12 protein-coding genes and 1 tRNA gene are annotated in these 14921 nt (G+C 32.8%); 5 read left to right on the top strand and 8 right to left on the bottom strand.

Translation table 11 applies throughout. The features are described 5' to 3' along the window. Positions 1–2: 2 nt before the first annotated feature. The 5 genes from LO744_RS15205 to LO744_RS15185 form a co-directional block, all read right to left on the bottom strand. A complete protein-coding gene (locus LO744_RS15205) occupies positions 3–1124 on the bottom strand; it encodes a response regulator (protein ID WP_230670833.1) in 1122 nt (373 codons plus the stop codon). Between the two features lie 3 nt (positions 1125–1127). Continuing rightward, the gene (locus LO744_RS15200) at positions 1128–3323 is read right to left on the bottom strand and encodes an ATP-binding protein (RefSeq protein ID WP_230670831.1); all 2196 of its coding nucleotides are present in this window, start codon (positions 3321–3323) and stop codon (positions 1128–1130) included. After that, on the bottom strand, positions 3320–4540 hold the full coding sequence (locus tag LO744_RS15195; protein WP_230670828.1) for a DNA cytosine methyltransferase: 1221 nt from the start codon (positions 4538–4540) through the stop codon (positions 3320–3322). The genes LO744_RS15200 and LO744_RS15195 overlap by 4 nt, the downstream gene beginning before the upstream one ends. Before the next feature lie 144 nt (positions 4541–4684). Next, a tRNA-Leu gene (locus LO744_RS15190) sits at positions 4685–4764 on the bottom strand. Positions 4765–4857: 93 nt separating this feature from the next. Then, positions 4858–5625: an MBL fold metallo-hydrolase gene (locus tag LO744_RS15185; RefSeq protein ID WP_230670826.1), complete on the bottom strand. Its 768-nt coding sequence runs from the start codon at positions 5623–5625 to the stop codon at positions 4858–4860. Positions 5626–5678: 53 nt separating this feature from the next. On the opposite strand from LO744_RS15185, the gene LO744_RS15180 reads away from it, so the two are divergent. Further along, complete coding sequence (locus tag LO744_RS15180) at positions 5679–7106, top strand: TonB-dependent receptor (protein WP_230670824.1); 1428 nt, start codon at positions 5679–5681, stop codon at positions 7104–7106. Positions 7107–7117: 11 nt separating this feature from the next. Further along, positions 7118–7567, top strand: a complete 450-nt coding sequence (locus tag LO744_RS15175; RefSeq protein WP_230670822.1) for a GAF domain-containing protein — start codon at positions 7118–7120, stop codon at positions 7565–7567. A gap of 134 nt (positions 7568–7701) precedes the next feature. Here the strand turns inward: LO744_RS15175 and LO744_RS15170 are convergent, their stop codons facing one another. The 3 genes from LO744_RS15170 to LO744_RS15160 all read right to left on the bottom strand — a co-directional run bounded on the left by LO744_RS15170 (position 7702) and on the right by LO744_RS15160 (position 10496). Next, the gene (locus LO744_RS15170) at positions 7702–8424 is read right to left on the bottom strand and encodes an ABC transporter substrate-binding protein (protein ID WP_230670820.1); all 723 of its coding nucleotides are present in this window, start codon (positions 8422–8424) and stop codon (positions 7702–7704) included. A gap of 108 nt (positions 8425–8532) precedes the next feature. After that, complete coding sequence (gene mgtE, locus LO744_RS15165) at positions 8533–9855, bottom strand: magnesium transporter (RefSeq protein WP_230670818.1); 1323 nt, start codon at positions 9853–9855, stop codon at positions 8533–8535. A gap of 83 nt (positions 9856–9938) precedes the next feature. Then, a complete protein-coding gene (locus LO744_RS15160; RefSeq protein WP_230670816.1) occupies positions 9939–10496 on the bottom strand; it encodes a pyruvate decarboxylase in 558 nt (185 codons plus the stop codon). A gap of 285 nt (positions 10497–10781) precedes the next feature. On the opposite strand from LO744_RS15160, the gene rpsO reads away from it, so the two are divergent. The 3 genes from rpsO (at position 10782) to LO744_RS15145 (ending at position 14795) form a co-directional block, all read left to right on the top strand. Beyond that, positions 10782–11051: a 30S ribosomal protein S15 gene (gene rpsO, locus LO744_RS15155; RefSeq protein WP_027386233.1), complete on the top strand. Its 270-nt coding sequence runs from the start codon at positions 10782–10784 to the stop codon at positions 11049–11051. A gap of 151 nt (positions 11052–11202) precedes the next feature. After that, positions 11203–12393: an acyloxyacyl hydrolase gene (locus tag LO744_RS15150; RefSeq protein ID WP_230670815.1), complete on the top strand. Its 1191-nt coding sequence runs from the start codon at positions 11203–11205 to the stop codon at positions 12391–12393. Between the two features lie 140 nt (positions 12394–12533). Continuing rightward, a complete protein-coding gene (locus tag LO744_RS15145; RefSeq protein WP_230670814.1) occupies positions 12534–14795 on the top strand; it encodes a polyribonucleotide nucleotidyltransferase in 2262 nt (753 codons plus the stop codon). Positions 14796–14921 lie beyond the last annotated feature (126 nt).

Genomic DNA, 14921 nt, shown 5'->3' with positions numbered 1-14921 from the left:
ATTTACTTTAGTAATGAATCATAAATCTCATCAAGATTAAAATCGGGGGAGCCTTGGCGTGAATAATAGTGAGAAAAACGCGCTATTATATCTTTTGTGAAAGTACTGTTGATAGAAGCTTTTCTTGAGAAATTATTATTTAAATCCTTATTACGAACTGACTTTAGCTTTTGAAAATTTATTAACCCTGGTTTTATCTCATTATATTTTGGTAAAAAATGATATTTATTTGAGTAGCTGTTATTTATTAGTGATTTTAAATCTTTTTCAGCGTTTTTGATTGTTTCTTCTTTCGCTTTATTTTTTTTCAAAATATTAGCTTTTTCAAATAAAAGTCCTTCCTCACTGTCAGATTCAATTTCAGCTAATAATATTTCTTTTGCTTTTGATTGAGCCAAATCACAAGAAGGAGTTAAGACAATGTATAATTTATTTGTATTACTTTCCTCTACTAAATCACCAGTAAAAACTTTATTTTTAATAGGTGGCATAATATAAATTTCGGCGGGATGGTACGTGTCAAAATCTGATTCTTCTGTTAAATCTAAATATTCTTGTAAATGGGAAAGCACATATCTAAGAAGAGATTTCTGCTTGTTTTCGGGAGTTTTTTGAATGTCATTTATCCATAGTTCTAATGATCCGGATAAGTGTTTCCAAAAAATATCATTTATATTTTTTTCTATAATACCTTGTCTATTCAATATCTGAGTTATTCCAGTATTAAATATCTTTATGAATTCATCTAAATAATCAAATTCTGAATCATCCCTTTCCTTAACTTTAAAAAAAGAGGTTTCTTCTGCCAAATCTTTTGATAAATTATGAGTAGTACCCGAAATAACAAAAACTGGAAATCTCAAATTTTCTTTAATTTCTCTAACAATATCATTTCCTGAGGAATCTGATCCTCCAGATTGTTTAAGATCTAAATCTATTATAGCACCATCAAAACTATTCTCTGAATTTCTCAATAATAAAATTGCATCATCTTTATCCGAATTTATGGTTGCAGTAATTTCTACTTGATCATTCGTTTTGTTATAGGAGCTAATGTTGCTTTGATAAGTAGAAATCACTAAAGGATCATCTTCAACAATTAATAATTTAAATTTTTTTTTCATAGTTTATTTGTTTATCTCAATTTGAAAATAAGCTCCCTCACTATATTTTCTGGCAGATAATTTTCCATTTAATCTTTCTACTGCCTCTCCCGAAATTGCTAAACCTAGACCTGTTCCATTGAGTTTTTTTGAATATCCAGGCTCGAAGATTATATCACTTTCAATTTCATTGTGTGATAATCCTGATCCATTGTCTCTGAAATCTATAATTAAGGTTCCTGAATCTTCTGATACATCAGTAATAATTTTTTTATCGTCTTTTATAGATAGCCCTAACCAATAAATACTGTTCTCAATAAGGTTTGTCAAAGCAGTGTATAAGTCTTCTTCCCAACCATAAATTATTAAATCCTGATCACAATTAATCTCTATTTCAATATTGGATTCTATTAAAGATGTATTAAAAATTTTAAAGCAATTTTCAATTACTTTTTTTACATTGAAATTCTCTTTTGGTCCTCGATTTTGTTTTGCAAGAGGGTTAATTCGTTTGAATAAACCTGAAATTATTTTACTATTGGTTTTAAAACCTGCAATACTATTTAATAAGTCTGTTAATACTTCTTCATTCTTAGTGGATATATAATGTCGAATATATCTTTCTAAGACTGTGGTTTCTGAGTTGAAAAACTGAATTGGTTTTCTACCCTCATGCAGAATAAAGTTTACAATTTTACCTAAAGTTGCCTGCCCCTGATAAATTGCAATTGTTTTTTCTATTTCATATCTAAGGGACTGTTTTTTCTGTTCTTCTTTTTCAAGAATCTCAGTAATTTCAATTCGAGCTTCTTCAGTGACTTTTAGATTCTTTAACTTTGTGTCAATTGCAGATTTTACATCATTAAGACTAAAAAGGCTATTTACCTTATCTTGGAAACTATCATGTATGCCTCGACTTTTATTACTCTTCTTTCTAATAATAAACCTTCTCGTCTCAAGTTCGGACAAAACTTTCTTTGAAAATTCTTTTAGTCCTAAATAAAATTCGTTTTCTTTTAGACCATCTCGTGCACTTTTTTCTTCTAACCCGGAAAGCTCTTCAGATTGAATGGAGATAAATCCAACAACTTGATTATTACTTATTTTTTGAGCAGGATTTTGTATTCTGTCTTTATCTAAATCTAACCAGTCTACACCACCATTACCATAAGGGCGGATGCGGAAAGAATTTTTATAAATATTTACACCATACACTTCGTTTAGCAATCTTCGTGCTTCATTTTTTCCCATAAACTTATTGTTTACAGGATTAATAAGTCCTTTATTAATCAGGTTACTTATAGCTTCCGGCTCTCTGTCAAATACACGATAATCAATAGTAATTAAACCGCAATGTTTTCCCGCTCCTTCAAGTTCAAGCTGAATTTCAATATTCTCGTATTGAATTGATTCAGGATTTAAATTATCTTCAAATTTCAGAATTGCTTTTCCATTTTTATCAACCGTACCACTTATTCTATAATCATAGTATTTAATAATTGGATATGTCTCAATTTTAAATTGCGTATTATTAAATTCTGAAAATGGGCTATTTATAAAAGATAAATTAATGTCAAAATTGTCTTCTTCAAAATCGGAAAATGGGGATATTAATTTCCTTAATTCCTGTATTAAATTATCAATTGATTTTTTATCCCAAACAGAAATTTTATCATCCTTATTTTCATTTTTGGCAATCATTTTTAATGTAGTTCCCGGTTTTTCATCCGTAACCGTCTTTTCGACAAGTATATCTACATTCTCAAGATAATCATTAGAGTTAAATAATCTCCAATCAATAACCGCAGTTGATTTTTGACCATTAAGATCTACCGATGATAATGTCATTTCCTGTCCTAAAATAGAAGCAGCGAATCTTCCTATTCCTTTTCGTCCTTGTAGTTGTCTATTTCTTGCAGGACTAATTTTTCTTTGTAATTTATCATCAGTTGCAGGAACTAACCATTTATTTATTACAGTGCTGAAATTCATTCCATGCCCATCATCTTCTACAGTTATAATTATGGCTTTTTCATTATCTATAAGTCTATATTCAAATATTATATTAACTTTAGAAGCATCAGCATCATATGAGTTTTTAACAAGCTCAATTAATGCAGAATAAGAGTCCCCGATTAAATCACTCCCGATTGTATGAATAATTCTTGCGGCAGGTCTTATTTTATAAAATCCAACATCTAAATCTTGTATATTATTCATAATAATTCTTTTATTTTTTTGGCAATGGCATAAGCCATTAATGGGGGGACTGCATTACCTATTTGTTTAAATGCTGCAGAGCGTGAACCCTCAAAGTAAAAATCATCTGGGAAAGACTGTAACCTTGCAGCTTCCCTTACTGAAATAGAGCGGCATTGTTCTTCATCTGGGTGTATGTAATGGTGTCCATCTTTTGCTATATGTGCCACAACAGTATGCGAAACTCCTGTTCCGTTAACAACTTTAAATCTGTCAATGAATGACGATTCATTTTTATGTGTTTTTAATTCTTCTGGCAGGTCTGGGTATTTTATTCTTATCTGTTCATTATTCCACTTATGTATTGCCGTTTTATATATTGCTAAATCTCTTTCATTATGACGACGTGATACATGCTGAGTAACAAAGTCAATTCCATTTCTCAAATTGAATTTCTCAAGATAACTATTTTTTTTTTCTTTATAGTTTATATACTTATAGCCTTCCCCTGGTTTTAATTTAGGAAGATCCTTAAAAGCATCATTAACAGTATGTTTTATTTCTAATTTTTCAAAATCAGGAAAACCAAAATCGTTTTCCTTTTTCCATCCAATAATTATTATTCTTTTTCGTGCCTGAACCACACCGTAATCCGAAGCATTAAGTTTTTCGTGATATACTTCATAACCAAGTTTTCTAAAATAAGCCTTCAGATTTTTAAAGTGCTTTCCCTTGTTAGCACTTAATAAACCTGGAACATTTTCAAAAACAAATGCTTTTGGACTAAATTCTTTCAAAAATCTTCCATATTGAATATATAGTTTGTTTCTAGGATCATTTTCAATGTTTTCCTGATGTCTTCCTAATAAGGAGTACGCCTGACAAGGTGGCCCACCAATTATTAGATCAATATTTTGTTTTTGGAGATTTAGCTTTTTAAAAATATCTTTAATAGAATTATCATCTATTTCTACATTAACAACAGAATCCAATATTTCAGGAGGTATATTTTTGTAAAATTCTTCTCTTGAAATTTCACCCTTAATATATGTGTAATATGATTCAAGTTTGTTTTTTGATTTAAGATAATGATATGCAGCTCTTGTTTTTATTGTTAAACAAGCTTCCTGATTCATTTCAATGTGAGCTATAGGATTAAACCCTGCATTTATAAATCCTTCAGACATACCAGATGCCCCAGCAAATAAATCTATGAAATTTATTAATTTAGTTTCCATAATTTTTCTAATGAAAATGGCATTATATAAAAGTAACTAAAATTTCAATACTGACAATAAAATATAGAATAAATTTTAGCCACCTTTTTGACCACCCTAAAAATTAAAAACCCCTGAAAATCAAATGATTTCAGGGGTTTTTTGTACCCAGGACCGGGATCGAACCGGTACTCCTAAGAACTGGTGTTTGAGACCAGCGCGTCTACCAATTCCGCCACCTGGGCTTGATGTTTGCTTCAAACGTTGCTGTTTGTTTCAAATTGGTGTGCAAATATAGTAACTTTTTTCAATGTTCAAAAGCTTTTTGCAAACTTTTCTTAAAAATTTATTTCCAAACCATCGTAGGCAAGGTGTATTCCGTCGGGAAGTAGCTTATCTTCAATGTCATGCAGCCCAAAGTGGTGACTGATGTGGGTTAAAAATAATTTTTTAGGTTTTAGCTCATGATACAATTTAATGACATCCGCTAATACAAAATGAGCCGGATGAGGATCAAATTTTCGAATGCAGTTTAAAATTAATACGTCTAAACCGATAAGTTTTTCTTTTTCCGAATCAGAAATAAAGTTGGCATCAGTAATATAAGCGAGTTTTTTAAACTTAAATCCTAGAATCGAAATTTTATAGTGTGTTACTTCAATAGGAGTGATTTCTGTATCTAAAATAGTGAAGCTTTCTTTATTGATTTCATGTAAGTCAAAAGCAGGTGCTCCTGGGTAACGAATATCTGCAAAAGCATAAGGAAATCGATTTTTAACTTCCTGTCCAACTCTTGAGAGACAATAGATAGGCATGTTTTTACCACTTTTAAAGATCAAGGGGCGCATATCATCCAAACCAATCACGTGATCATTATGCTCATGGGTAAGAAGCGTAATGTCGATATGGTTTTCTTTATTGATAAGCATTTGTTGCCGAAAATCGGGTCCGCAATCAATCAATATTTTTCTGTTTTCATCGGTGGTAATCATCGCTGAAGCCCGAAAGCGGCTGTCTTTTGGGTTTAGTGAAGTGCATACTTCACAAGTGCAACCGATAACGGGGACACCTTGAGAAGTTCCGGTTCCTAAAAATTTCAACTTCATTTTCTTTTGAGGTTGTTTTAATTTTGGTAAATTTACAAAAATTTAATGTCCTAATGTATCAGAAATTAACTCCTAAACAAAAAGCATTAACAATTAATCTAGATCCTACTATTTATGGTACTTTCGCAGAGATTGGAGCAGGGCAGGAAACTGTACGACACTTTTTTAGAGCAGGGGGGGCTTCCGGTACAATTGCTAAGGCAATGTCGGCTTACGACAAAGATTTTAGTGATGCCATCTACGGAAAAGAAGTAAAAAACAGGTATGTTACCCAAAACAGACTTAGAAAAATGCTTCGCTATGAAGTTTCGCTAATAGAAGAAAGAATTTCTAGGGATACTAATCCTGGGAGAAAATACTTTTCTTATGCAAATACGGTAACAACGATTAATTTTGATAAAACTGTAAAAGGTCACGGTTGGGTCGGAATTCGTTTTCAGGTGAAAGAAAATGAAGATTACAACGAGATTGTAATTCACGTAAAATTCAAAGAAAATGATGCTACGCTGCAACAAGAGACTCTTGGAAACCTTGGTGTAAATCTTATTTACGGTGCATACAATTATTATGATAACCCAAGAAGGTTGATAGAATCTCTTTATGATGAGGTTACTACAGACAATCTTGAGATTGATATGATCGATTTCAGCGGTCCGGCTTTTGCGTATGTTGACAATAGACTGATGTCTTTGCAGTTGGTGAAAAACAATATGACCGATGCTGTAATTTTTAATGCTGAAGGGAATAATATGCTTCCTGCGGATATTTTATACAAGAAAAATATTTTTGCAGTAAGAGGAAGTTTCAGACCGGTGACAAAAGTAAATATAGACATGATCCGCAACGGAATGGAAATGTTCCTGAAAGATGCTATTTGTACCCAAGAAGAAACTGAGGTTCTTATTGAAATTACCATCTCAAACCTGCGTGCAGACGGAGATATTGATGAAAGAGACTTTTTGGATCGTGTAGATGTTTTAGGTAAATTAGGTTATACCGTTATTATATCAAACTTCTCAGAATATTACAGATTGATCGATTATTTCTCACATTATACCAATGGAGATATTGGGGTAACAATGGGGGTAAATAACTTATTGATGGTATTCGATGAGAAATATTATAAAGATCTTTCCGGAGGTATTTTGGAAGCTTTTGGTAAGTTTTTCAGAAACGGAATGAGAGTGTATCTATATCCGTATAAAGATCCTGAAACCCACGAATTATTAGATTCTTCAACCCTAAAAGTAGAAGAAAATCTAAAAGAGTTGTACAAATATTTCAAACATAACAACCGTATTGTAGATATTACAAGCTTCAATCCGGAGTTTTTGGAAATATATTCAAGAGAAATTCTAAGAAAAATTGCATGCAATATCAGCGGTTGGGAAAACCAGGTTCCGGATGGTGTTGCTGAAATGATAAAAGAAAGAGGAATGTTCGGATTTAAAAATGAGCTTTCTCTGAGACAATTTTCATAAAAATTATTACAATGTCTGAATTAAAAAAAAGACTTTCGTTTATTCTTGAAAGTCCAAAACATAATACGGAGGAGAAGCTTGAAAAAGTTTGTCATCTATTGGATCAGGAAATATCTTATTTCAACTGGACTGGTTTTTACTTTAAAAATGGAGATAAAGATGAGTTGAAGTTGGGGCCTTATGTAGGAGCAGAAACCGATCATACCATTATTCCTTACGGAAAAGGTATTTGCGGACAAGTAGCTGTTTCCAACGAAACATTTATCGTTCCCGATGTGAAGTTACAAGATAATTATCTGAGTTGTTCGATTGATACAAAAGCTGAAATTGTAGTGCCTATCTTTAAAAATGGTGAAAATATCGGCCAGATTGATATTGATTCTCACACAATCGATCCTTTTACAAAAGAAGATTTAGAGTTATTGGAATGGCTTTGTAATGAAGTTTCAAAGATTATCTAATCTTACTTAATAATAAAATATAAGCTCCGATTTTTTTAATCGGAGTTTTTTGTGTACTTAAATATCAATAGAAACGGGCTTTAGCCCGTTTAGTAATAAAGAAAATGTATTAAGCTTTAGCCAAAACTTAATGATTAAAATTCAGCAATCAATTCTTTAAAATAATTTTCGCACTTCGCAATATGTGTTCCATACCATGAGAACGCTTCTCCGTCAACAATTAATATTTTTTTATCAGGATAAAATTCTTGCAGCTCGGCAATATGTTTTTCTTTAAAAGGAAAAGGTTCCGATGAAAGCATAACGACATCTGCTTCAGCTAAATCTTCAGTTTTAATTTCAGGATAACGGGTTTGATTTTTAAATAGATTTTCAAAACCAATTTCATTTAAAACATGATGTATAAAAGTATCTGAACCTACCGTCATATAAGGATTATTCCAAATAAGATATGCCACTTTTAGTTTTGAATTTATTGTAGTCTGATTGAGAATTTCGTAGATTTTTAGATTAAACATCTGGGCTCTTTCTTCTTTGTTAAAAAGCAATCCCAGATTTTTTAGCAGGTAATAATTATCTTCAATCGTCTCTGTATTGTAAACAATGACTTTGAAATCTTGCATTAAAATTTCTACCTGTTCTTTTACGTTTTCTTCTTTGTTGGCTAGAATTAAATCAGGCTTTAGACTTTTAATCTTCTCAAGATTAAGATTTTTTGTACCTCCAATAATTTCTATATTTTTTACTTTTTCTGAAGGATGAATACAGAATTTTGTTCTCCCAACAATTTCATTTTCCGTTAAACCTAAATCAAATAAAGCTTCTGTAATAGAAGGAACTAAAGATACAACTTTCATAGGTAGATTTTTATGGTCTTTAAAGGTCATATGCAATCGCACCATTCCATCATGATTTGGGTTTTCAAATCATGGCGATTTCATGAAAATTTTAGACTTTGCCTAAAATTACAAAAGTTTTCCGGTTAAGAAAAGCCCAGCAACAGAGAAATAAATAATTAATCCGGTAACGTCTACCAAAGTCGCTACAAAGGGAGCTGAAGAAGTGGCTGGGTCTAGTTTTAGTTTTTTGAGAATAAAAGGTACCATAGAGCCTGAAAGTGTTCCCCATAAAACAATCATGATTAACGAAACGCCAACACTTAAGCCTACATAAGCCCAGTGAATTCCGTAATCAAAAAATCCTGCTTTATGCCAAACCATAATTCTCAAAAATCCGATAACTCCTAAAATTCCACCTAAAACTAATCCGGTGAAAATCTCTTTTTTCATTACGTACCACCAGTCTTTTAAACCGATTTCTTGTAATGCCATCGCACGAATAATCAAAGTAGCTGCCTGAGAACCGGAATTTCCGCCGCTTGAAATAATTAAAGGAACAAATAATGCCAAAACAACAGCTTTCTGAATTTCATCTTCAAAAAATCCCATCGCAGAAGCGGTGAGCATTTCAGAAAAAAATAAAATAATTAACCAAGTTCCTCTTTTTTTAATCATTTCAATCAAAGAGGTTTGGGTATATGGTAAATCTAAAGCTTCAAGTCCCCCAAATTTTTGAATATCTTCAGTGTTCTGAGATTCAATTTGGTCTAAAATATCATCAATCGTTACAATTCCAACCAAAACTCCAGCTTCGGTAATAATAGGAAGTGCCGTTCGGTCATATTTTTCAAAATACGTAACAGCATCTTCTTTAGAAGTCGTTGTTTTTATGGCTACGAACTGATTATCAGTTAATTCTGAGACTAAAGTATCTTCTTCTACCAACAATAAGCTTCCTAAAGGTAAGTCGTCAATAAGGTGGTTTCTCTCATCAACTACATACAAATGATTGAGGGTTTCTACTCGTTTACCAACTTTTTTAATTTGCTGAAGACATTTTTTTACCGTCCATTCTTTTCTGATTTGAATGTAGTAAGGCGTCATCAGACGTGCAATAGAATCAGAATTATAGCCAAGAAGTTTCAGGGCAATTCTTCTTTCCTGAGGATTAAGATGATTGATAGAATACTTAATCAACTCATCCGGAAAGTCCTCAAACAGAGCAGTTCTGTCATCAGGAGTCATGGCATTCAGGATTTCTGAAACATCATCACTTCCAATACTTCGAATGGTTTCTTCCTGAAAATCAGGGTCTAAATGTGAAAATACATCTGCTTTATACTGCTTCGGAACTTTCAGAAAAGCAAGCAGCCTTTCATCAGCAGGAAGTTCACTGAGTCTTTCGGCAATATCGGCTGGATTAAAAGTAAGTTCGTGTGTAGAATTCAAAACCTGAAATTTTTGATATGCAAAAATAACTCAAATTTTTAGAATAGGGGAATGATGAGCCAGATTTAAGGTTAATTTAAAGTTTAAAAACCTGCTTCTGCAGATGGCTTTATCTTTTTTAATTCTTTAAGAATGTTTTTCATAGCGCCATTGGTTCCGATTTTTATAGAGTTTTCGGTAGAGCCTAAAAGACGCATATTCTTTCGGTAAGTGTCATATTCTGAAGAAGTAATGAAGTTTCCTTCAGCATCAAAAAGTTTCATACTTACGACAACTTGATTTGAAAAAACGTATTTTCCTAATCCTACTTTAAAGTATTTTACTTTAGGAACAATCACAAAATCGGCATCATTGTTTTTACTGTATTCGGTGATGGTTTTAGAATCGATGCTGTCATACGAAACCTGAATTTCAGATCTCAGCATTTTATTTTTGCGGAAACTGCTGATGTTATCCGAAACGGCACTAAAGAATGCATGATTGGTAGGTTCTTTTATTTCTTCAATATCGGGATCTACTTCAGGGTTGAAGTATAAAACTTTTTTTACTTTATCATGAGTCGTGTTTTTCTGCGCTTTTACAGAAGAAACACTGATGATAAATACAGAAGATATAAGCGTATAAAATAAAAAATTTTTCATCTTTTTGTCGGGTGTAAAATTACTGTCTTTTAATGGGATGACATAATTTATTTAAGAATTTATTAACATATTTTTCTATCAATTTTAATATATGAAATCAATAATGTTTCCAAAGTCGTATGATTAACTTAAATAATTATTAAAATACACCTGATTCTGTATTATTTAGGAAAAGAATGACGTTTTTAATTTTGTCTTATTTATAAATGTAAATTACTTTTTGGCGATTAAAAAAATAGTCGTACTTTTGCAGCCGTTACATAATAATCATTAAACAATATTGGAATGTACTTAACAACAGAAAAAAAAGCAGAAATTTTCGCAAAACATGGAAAATCTGCACAAGACACAGGAACAGCTGAAGGACAAGTAGCTCTTTTCACGTTCAGAATTAACCACTTATCTCAGCACTTGAAAGCTAATCGTCACGATTTCAATACTGAAAGATCTTTGGTGAAATTAGTAGGTAAAAGAAAAAGCTTATTAGATTATCTTAAGAAAAAAGATATCACAAGATACAGAGCAATTATTGCTGAACTTGGTCTAAGAAAATAATCTTTGGATTCCAAAAAAAACTGAAGCAACTTCGAAAGAGGTTGCTTTTTTTGTTATTTAATTTTAAAAATTCTGATAATTATACATTAAAATTTAAAAATCTTTAATGAAATCATTTAAATTTGCTGTTTTTTACATTTAAATTAAAAATTTGAAACAATTTTACTTCTACTTTTTTCTTTTATTCTCAGCTTTTTACAGTTCTCAGGAATTGGATACTATTTCGAAATCGAATTTGCAAGGTTCTCTAAGTATGCAGTTTGGAAAGTTTTTAGGAACCAATGATTATCTCAAAGAACTTAAACATAGAGATTTTATCGGAATGTCTGCAGAGCTTACCACACAAACCGATGGAAGCCAGGAATGGCACAGAAGATTTGGAAAACCTTATTATGGTGGAGGGATTATCGCTTTTGATTACCTTAAAAACAGTGATATGGGAAAACCTTTCGCTGTCTACGGAACGTTTGGAGGAGTTATTAAAGAAACAAAAACACATTCCTGGAATTATGAAACAAGTGGCGGATTTGCTTTTAACTGGACTCCCTATGATTTGAAAAAAGGCTATATCAATCAGACTTTTGGTTCGTCTGTGAGTATTTATATTAATTTGGGAGCTAATTATAAATATTATTTAGGAAAACATTTTGACTTAGGATTAGGCCTAAATTTTAACCATTTTTCAAACGGAGCTTTAAAACTTCCGAATAAAGGAATGAATACTTTTTCTCCAAAATTATCTTTAACGTATCATTTTGATGAAAGACAATTTGCTCCACATGATTCTTTGTCGGCATTTGATAAATATTCTACGTTGGATGTTAATGTTTTTGGCGGGATAAGACATTCTATTTTTTATGGGAAAGATCCGGGTTTTCAGGATTTTGATGTTGATATGATTAGGAAATTTGAAGGTAAATATTATCAGAATTGGGGAGTAGAAACGGTTTATCACAGACAGGTAACGTATAAATCTTCTCTCGGGCTGGGAATTGGCCTTATGTATGATGAAGATTACAACCACAAATTTTATCAGGATGAAAATGGGGTAATTCAATCAACCAGAAGGTTTAAAAATGATCAGCTTCTGTTGAATGTTTTTCCTTCTTACCGACTTTCAATTTCAAAATTTGCCATTCAGATTCAACCGGGATTTTATCTATTTAAAAAAGAGATAGACCGACGTTACGATAAAACGATTTTCTATCAAAGAGTAGGTTTTCAATATACTATCGGAAAAAATTTGCTGATAGGAATCGCTTTGAAATCATTTAAATTTCACAAAGCCGATTATATTGAATGGAGGCTCGGTTACAGGATTTTTAATAAGAAAAACTCTTAATGAATGCAAAAAGATGTTGAAATTCAGAGGGATTAACGTAAAAGATTTTATTTAAAACAAAAACACTAAATTTGCATCACATTTAGACGAAATTATCAATAATTAAAGTGCTCAATACGGAGCGCAACACAAAACAATTTATGAGTATACCTCAAGCAATTACAGAAAAAATTACTCTTGCAGACGGCAGAGAAATTACATTAGAAACAGGAAAATTAGCAAAACAAGCTGACGGATCTGTAGTCGTGAAAATGGGCGGAACAATGCTTTTAGCAACCGTTGTAGCAAGCAAAGAAGCCAAAGATGGTGTAGATTTCTTGCCATTAACAGTAGATTACAGAGAAAAATTCTACGCTGGTGGAAAAATTCCTGGAAACTTTTTTAGAAGAGAAGCGAGACCATCTGATCAGGAAATCCTGACCATGCGTTTGGTAGACAGAGTTTTGAGACCTTTGTTCCCTGAAGATTTCCATGCAGAAGTGCAGGTAATGATTTCATTAATTTCTTATGACGGAGAGTCTATTCCTGATGATTTAGCAGGTTTGGCGGCGTCTGCAGCGATTGCAATTACAGATATTCCTTTCAACGGACCAATGTCTGAAGTAAGAGTGGTAAGAATCAACGGTGAACTTTCTGTTAACCCTAATTATGCAGATCTTAAATTAGCTGACCTTGATATCATGGTGGGAGCTACTAAAGACTCTATCGTAATGGTGGAAGGTGAAATGAAAGAAATTTCTGAAGCAGAAATGCTTGAAGCAATTCAATTCGCGCACGTTGAAATCAAAAAACAAGTAGAAGCTCAGGAAAGATTAGCTGAAAAAGTAGGTAAATCTTTCCCTAAAAGAGAATATAGCCACGAAAATCATGACGAAGCAATTCGTGAGAAAGTGTGGAAAGAAACGTATGATAAAGTATACGAAGTAGCAAAAACTCCTTCAGGAAAAGAAGAAAGAGGTGATAAATTCAAAGCTGTTTTGGCAGAATTTTTAGCTCAATATGTAGAAGATGCTGCAGAATTGGAAAGAGTTACCCCTTTCGCAAAAGTATACTTCCATGATGTTGAAAAAGAGGCGATGCGTCAGATGATTATCAATGATAAAATTCGTCTTGATGGTCGTGATCCTGAAACAATTCGTCCAATTTGGTCTGAAATTGATTATTTACCGGGAGCTCACGGTTCTGCAATCTTTACAAGAGGAGAAACTCAATCTCTTACCGCTGTAACTTTAGGTTCAGTAAAAGATGCAAACATGGTAGACAGCGTAATGGTAAATTATGACGAAAGATTCTTCCTACATTATAACTTCCCACCGTTCTCAACAGGTGAAGCTCGTCCTTTAAGAGGAACTTCAAGAAGAGAAGTTGGTCACGGAAACTTAGCTCAAAGAGCTTTGGCAAATATGATTCCTGAAGAAAATCCTTATACTATCCGTATTGTTTCTGATATTTTAGAATCAAATGGTTCGTCTTCTATGGCAACTGTTTGTGCTGGAACTTTGGCTTTGATGGATGCTGGTATTCAAATTACAAAACCAGTTTCTGGTATTGCAATGGGATTGGTAACTGACGTAAAAACAGGTAAATTCACTGTACTTTCTGATATCTTAGGAGATGAAGATCACTTAGGTGATATGGACTTTAAAGTAACAGGAACTGCAGACGGAATCACTGCTTGTCAGATGGATATTAAAATCCAAGGTCTTTCTATGGATATTATGGAGAAAGCGCTTCTACAAGCTAGAAACGGAAGACTTCATATCTTAGATAAATTGAATGAAACTATTTCTGCACCAAGAGAAGACGTGAAACCTCACGCTCCTAAAATGGTAATGATGGAAATCTCTAAAGATTTCATTGGTGCTGTAATCGGACCTGGTGGAAAAATCATTCAGCAAATGCAGAAAGATACTGATACCGTTATCGCAATTGAAGAAGTTGGCGAAATCGGAAGAATCGAAATTTCTGGTGTTAGCAGAGAGAAAATCAACGAAGCGATTGCAAGAATCAACGAGATTACTTTTGTACCGACTATCGGTGAAATTTACCAAGGTAGAGTAGTAAAAGTAATGGATTTCGGAGCTTTCGTAGCGATTGCTAAAGGTACTGAAGGATTACTTCACATCTCTGAAATCGAGTGGGCTAGGCTTGACAAGGTTCCTTACAACGAAGGTGACCAAGTTGAAGTGAAGTTTATGGGTTATGATGACCGTAAGAAAATGAAACTTTCAAGAAAAGTTTTGTTGCCAAGACCTGAAAGACCAGCGAGACCAGAAGGAGAGCAAAGAGGTCCAAGACCAGAAGGGCAAAACAGACCTGAAAGGCCTGCAAGACCGGAAGGAAATAGAAGACCTGAAGGTGAAAAGCCTGCAGAAAATCAAAATCCTTCATCTGAAGCATAAGATTTTTAAATCATATATTATAAACCACCGAAACTCTCGGTGGTTTATTGTTTTTAAATTGAAGATTATTAGTTGCAATTTGGAGAATAGTGAGTTACAGCACTAGAATATCTTTTCACAAAGCAA

Source organism: Chryseobacterium turcicum (assembly GCF_021010565.1).
GTDB lineage: Bacteria > Bacteroidota > Bacteroidia > Flavobacteriales > Weeksellaceae > Chryseobacterium > Chryseobacterium turcicum.
Note: the sequence above shows the minus strand (reverse complement) of the source record. Positions and strands in the feature narration are given on the sequence as shown.

What these genes read in the sequence shown, in the direction of transcription:
- LO744_RS15180 (WP_230670824.1), top strand. Translation starts at nt 5,679, where the DNA reads ATGTATCAGAAATTAACTCCTAAACAAAAAGCATTAACAATTAATCTA.
- LO744_RS15160 (WP_230670816.1), bottom strand. Translation starts at nt 10,496, where the DNA reads ATGAAAAATTTTTTATTTTATACGCTTATATCTTCTGTATTTATCATC.
- LO744_RS15145 (WP_230670814.1), top strand. Translation starts at nt 12,534, where the DNA reads ATGAGTATACCTCAAGCAATTACAGAAAAAATTACTCTTGCAGACGGC.
- rpsO (WP_027386233.1), top strand. Translation starts at nt 10,782, where the DNA reads ATGTACTTAACAACAGAAAAAAAAGCAGAAATTTTCGCAAAACATGGA.
- LO744_RS15200 (WP_230670831.1), bottom strand. Translation starts at nt 3,323, where the DNA reads ATGAATAATATACAAGATTTAGATGTTGGATTTTATAAAATAAGACCT.
- LO744_RS15195 (WP_230670828.1), bottom strand. Translation starts at nt 4,540, where the DNA reads ATGGAAACTAAATTAATAAATTTCATAGATTTATTTGCTGGGGCATCT.
- LO744_RS15175 (WP_230670822.1), top strand. Translation starts at nt 7,118, where the DNA reads ATGTCTGAATTAAAAAAAAGACTTTCGTTTATTCTTGAAAGTCCAAAA.
- LO744_RS15170 (WP_230670820.1), bottom strand. Translation starts at nt 8,424, where the DNA reads ATGAAAGTTGTATCTTTAGTTCCTTCTATTACAGAAGCTTTATTTGAT.
- LO744_RS15185 (WP_230670826.1), bottom strand. Translation starts at nt 5,625, where the DNA reads ATGAAGTTGAAATTTTTAGGAACCGGAACTTCTCAAGGTGTCCCCGTT.
- LO744_RS15205 (WP_230670833.1), bottom strand. Translation starts at nt 1,124, where the DNA reads ATGAAAAAAAAATTTAAATTATTAATTGTTGAAGATGATCCTTTAGTG.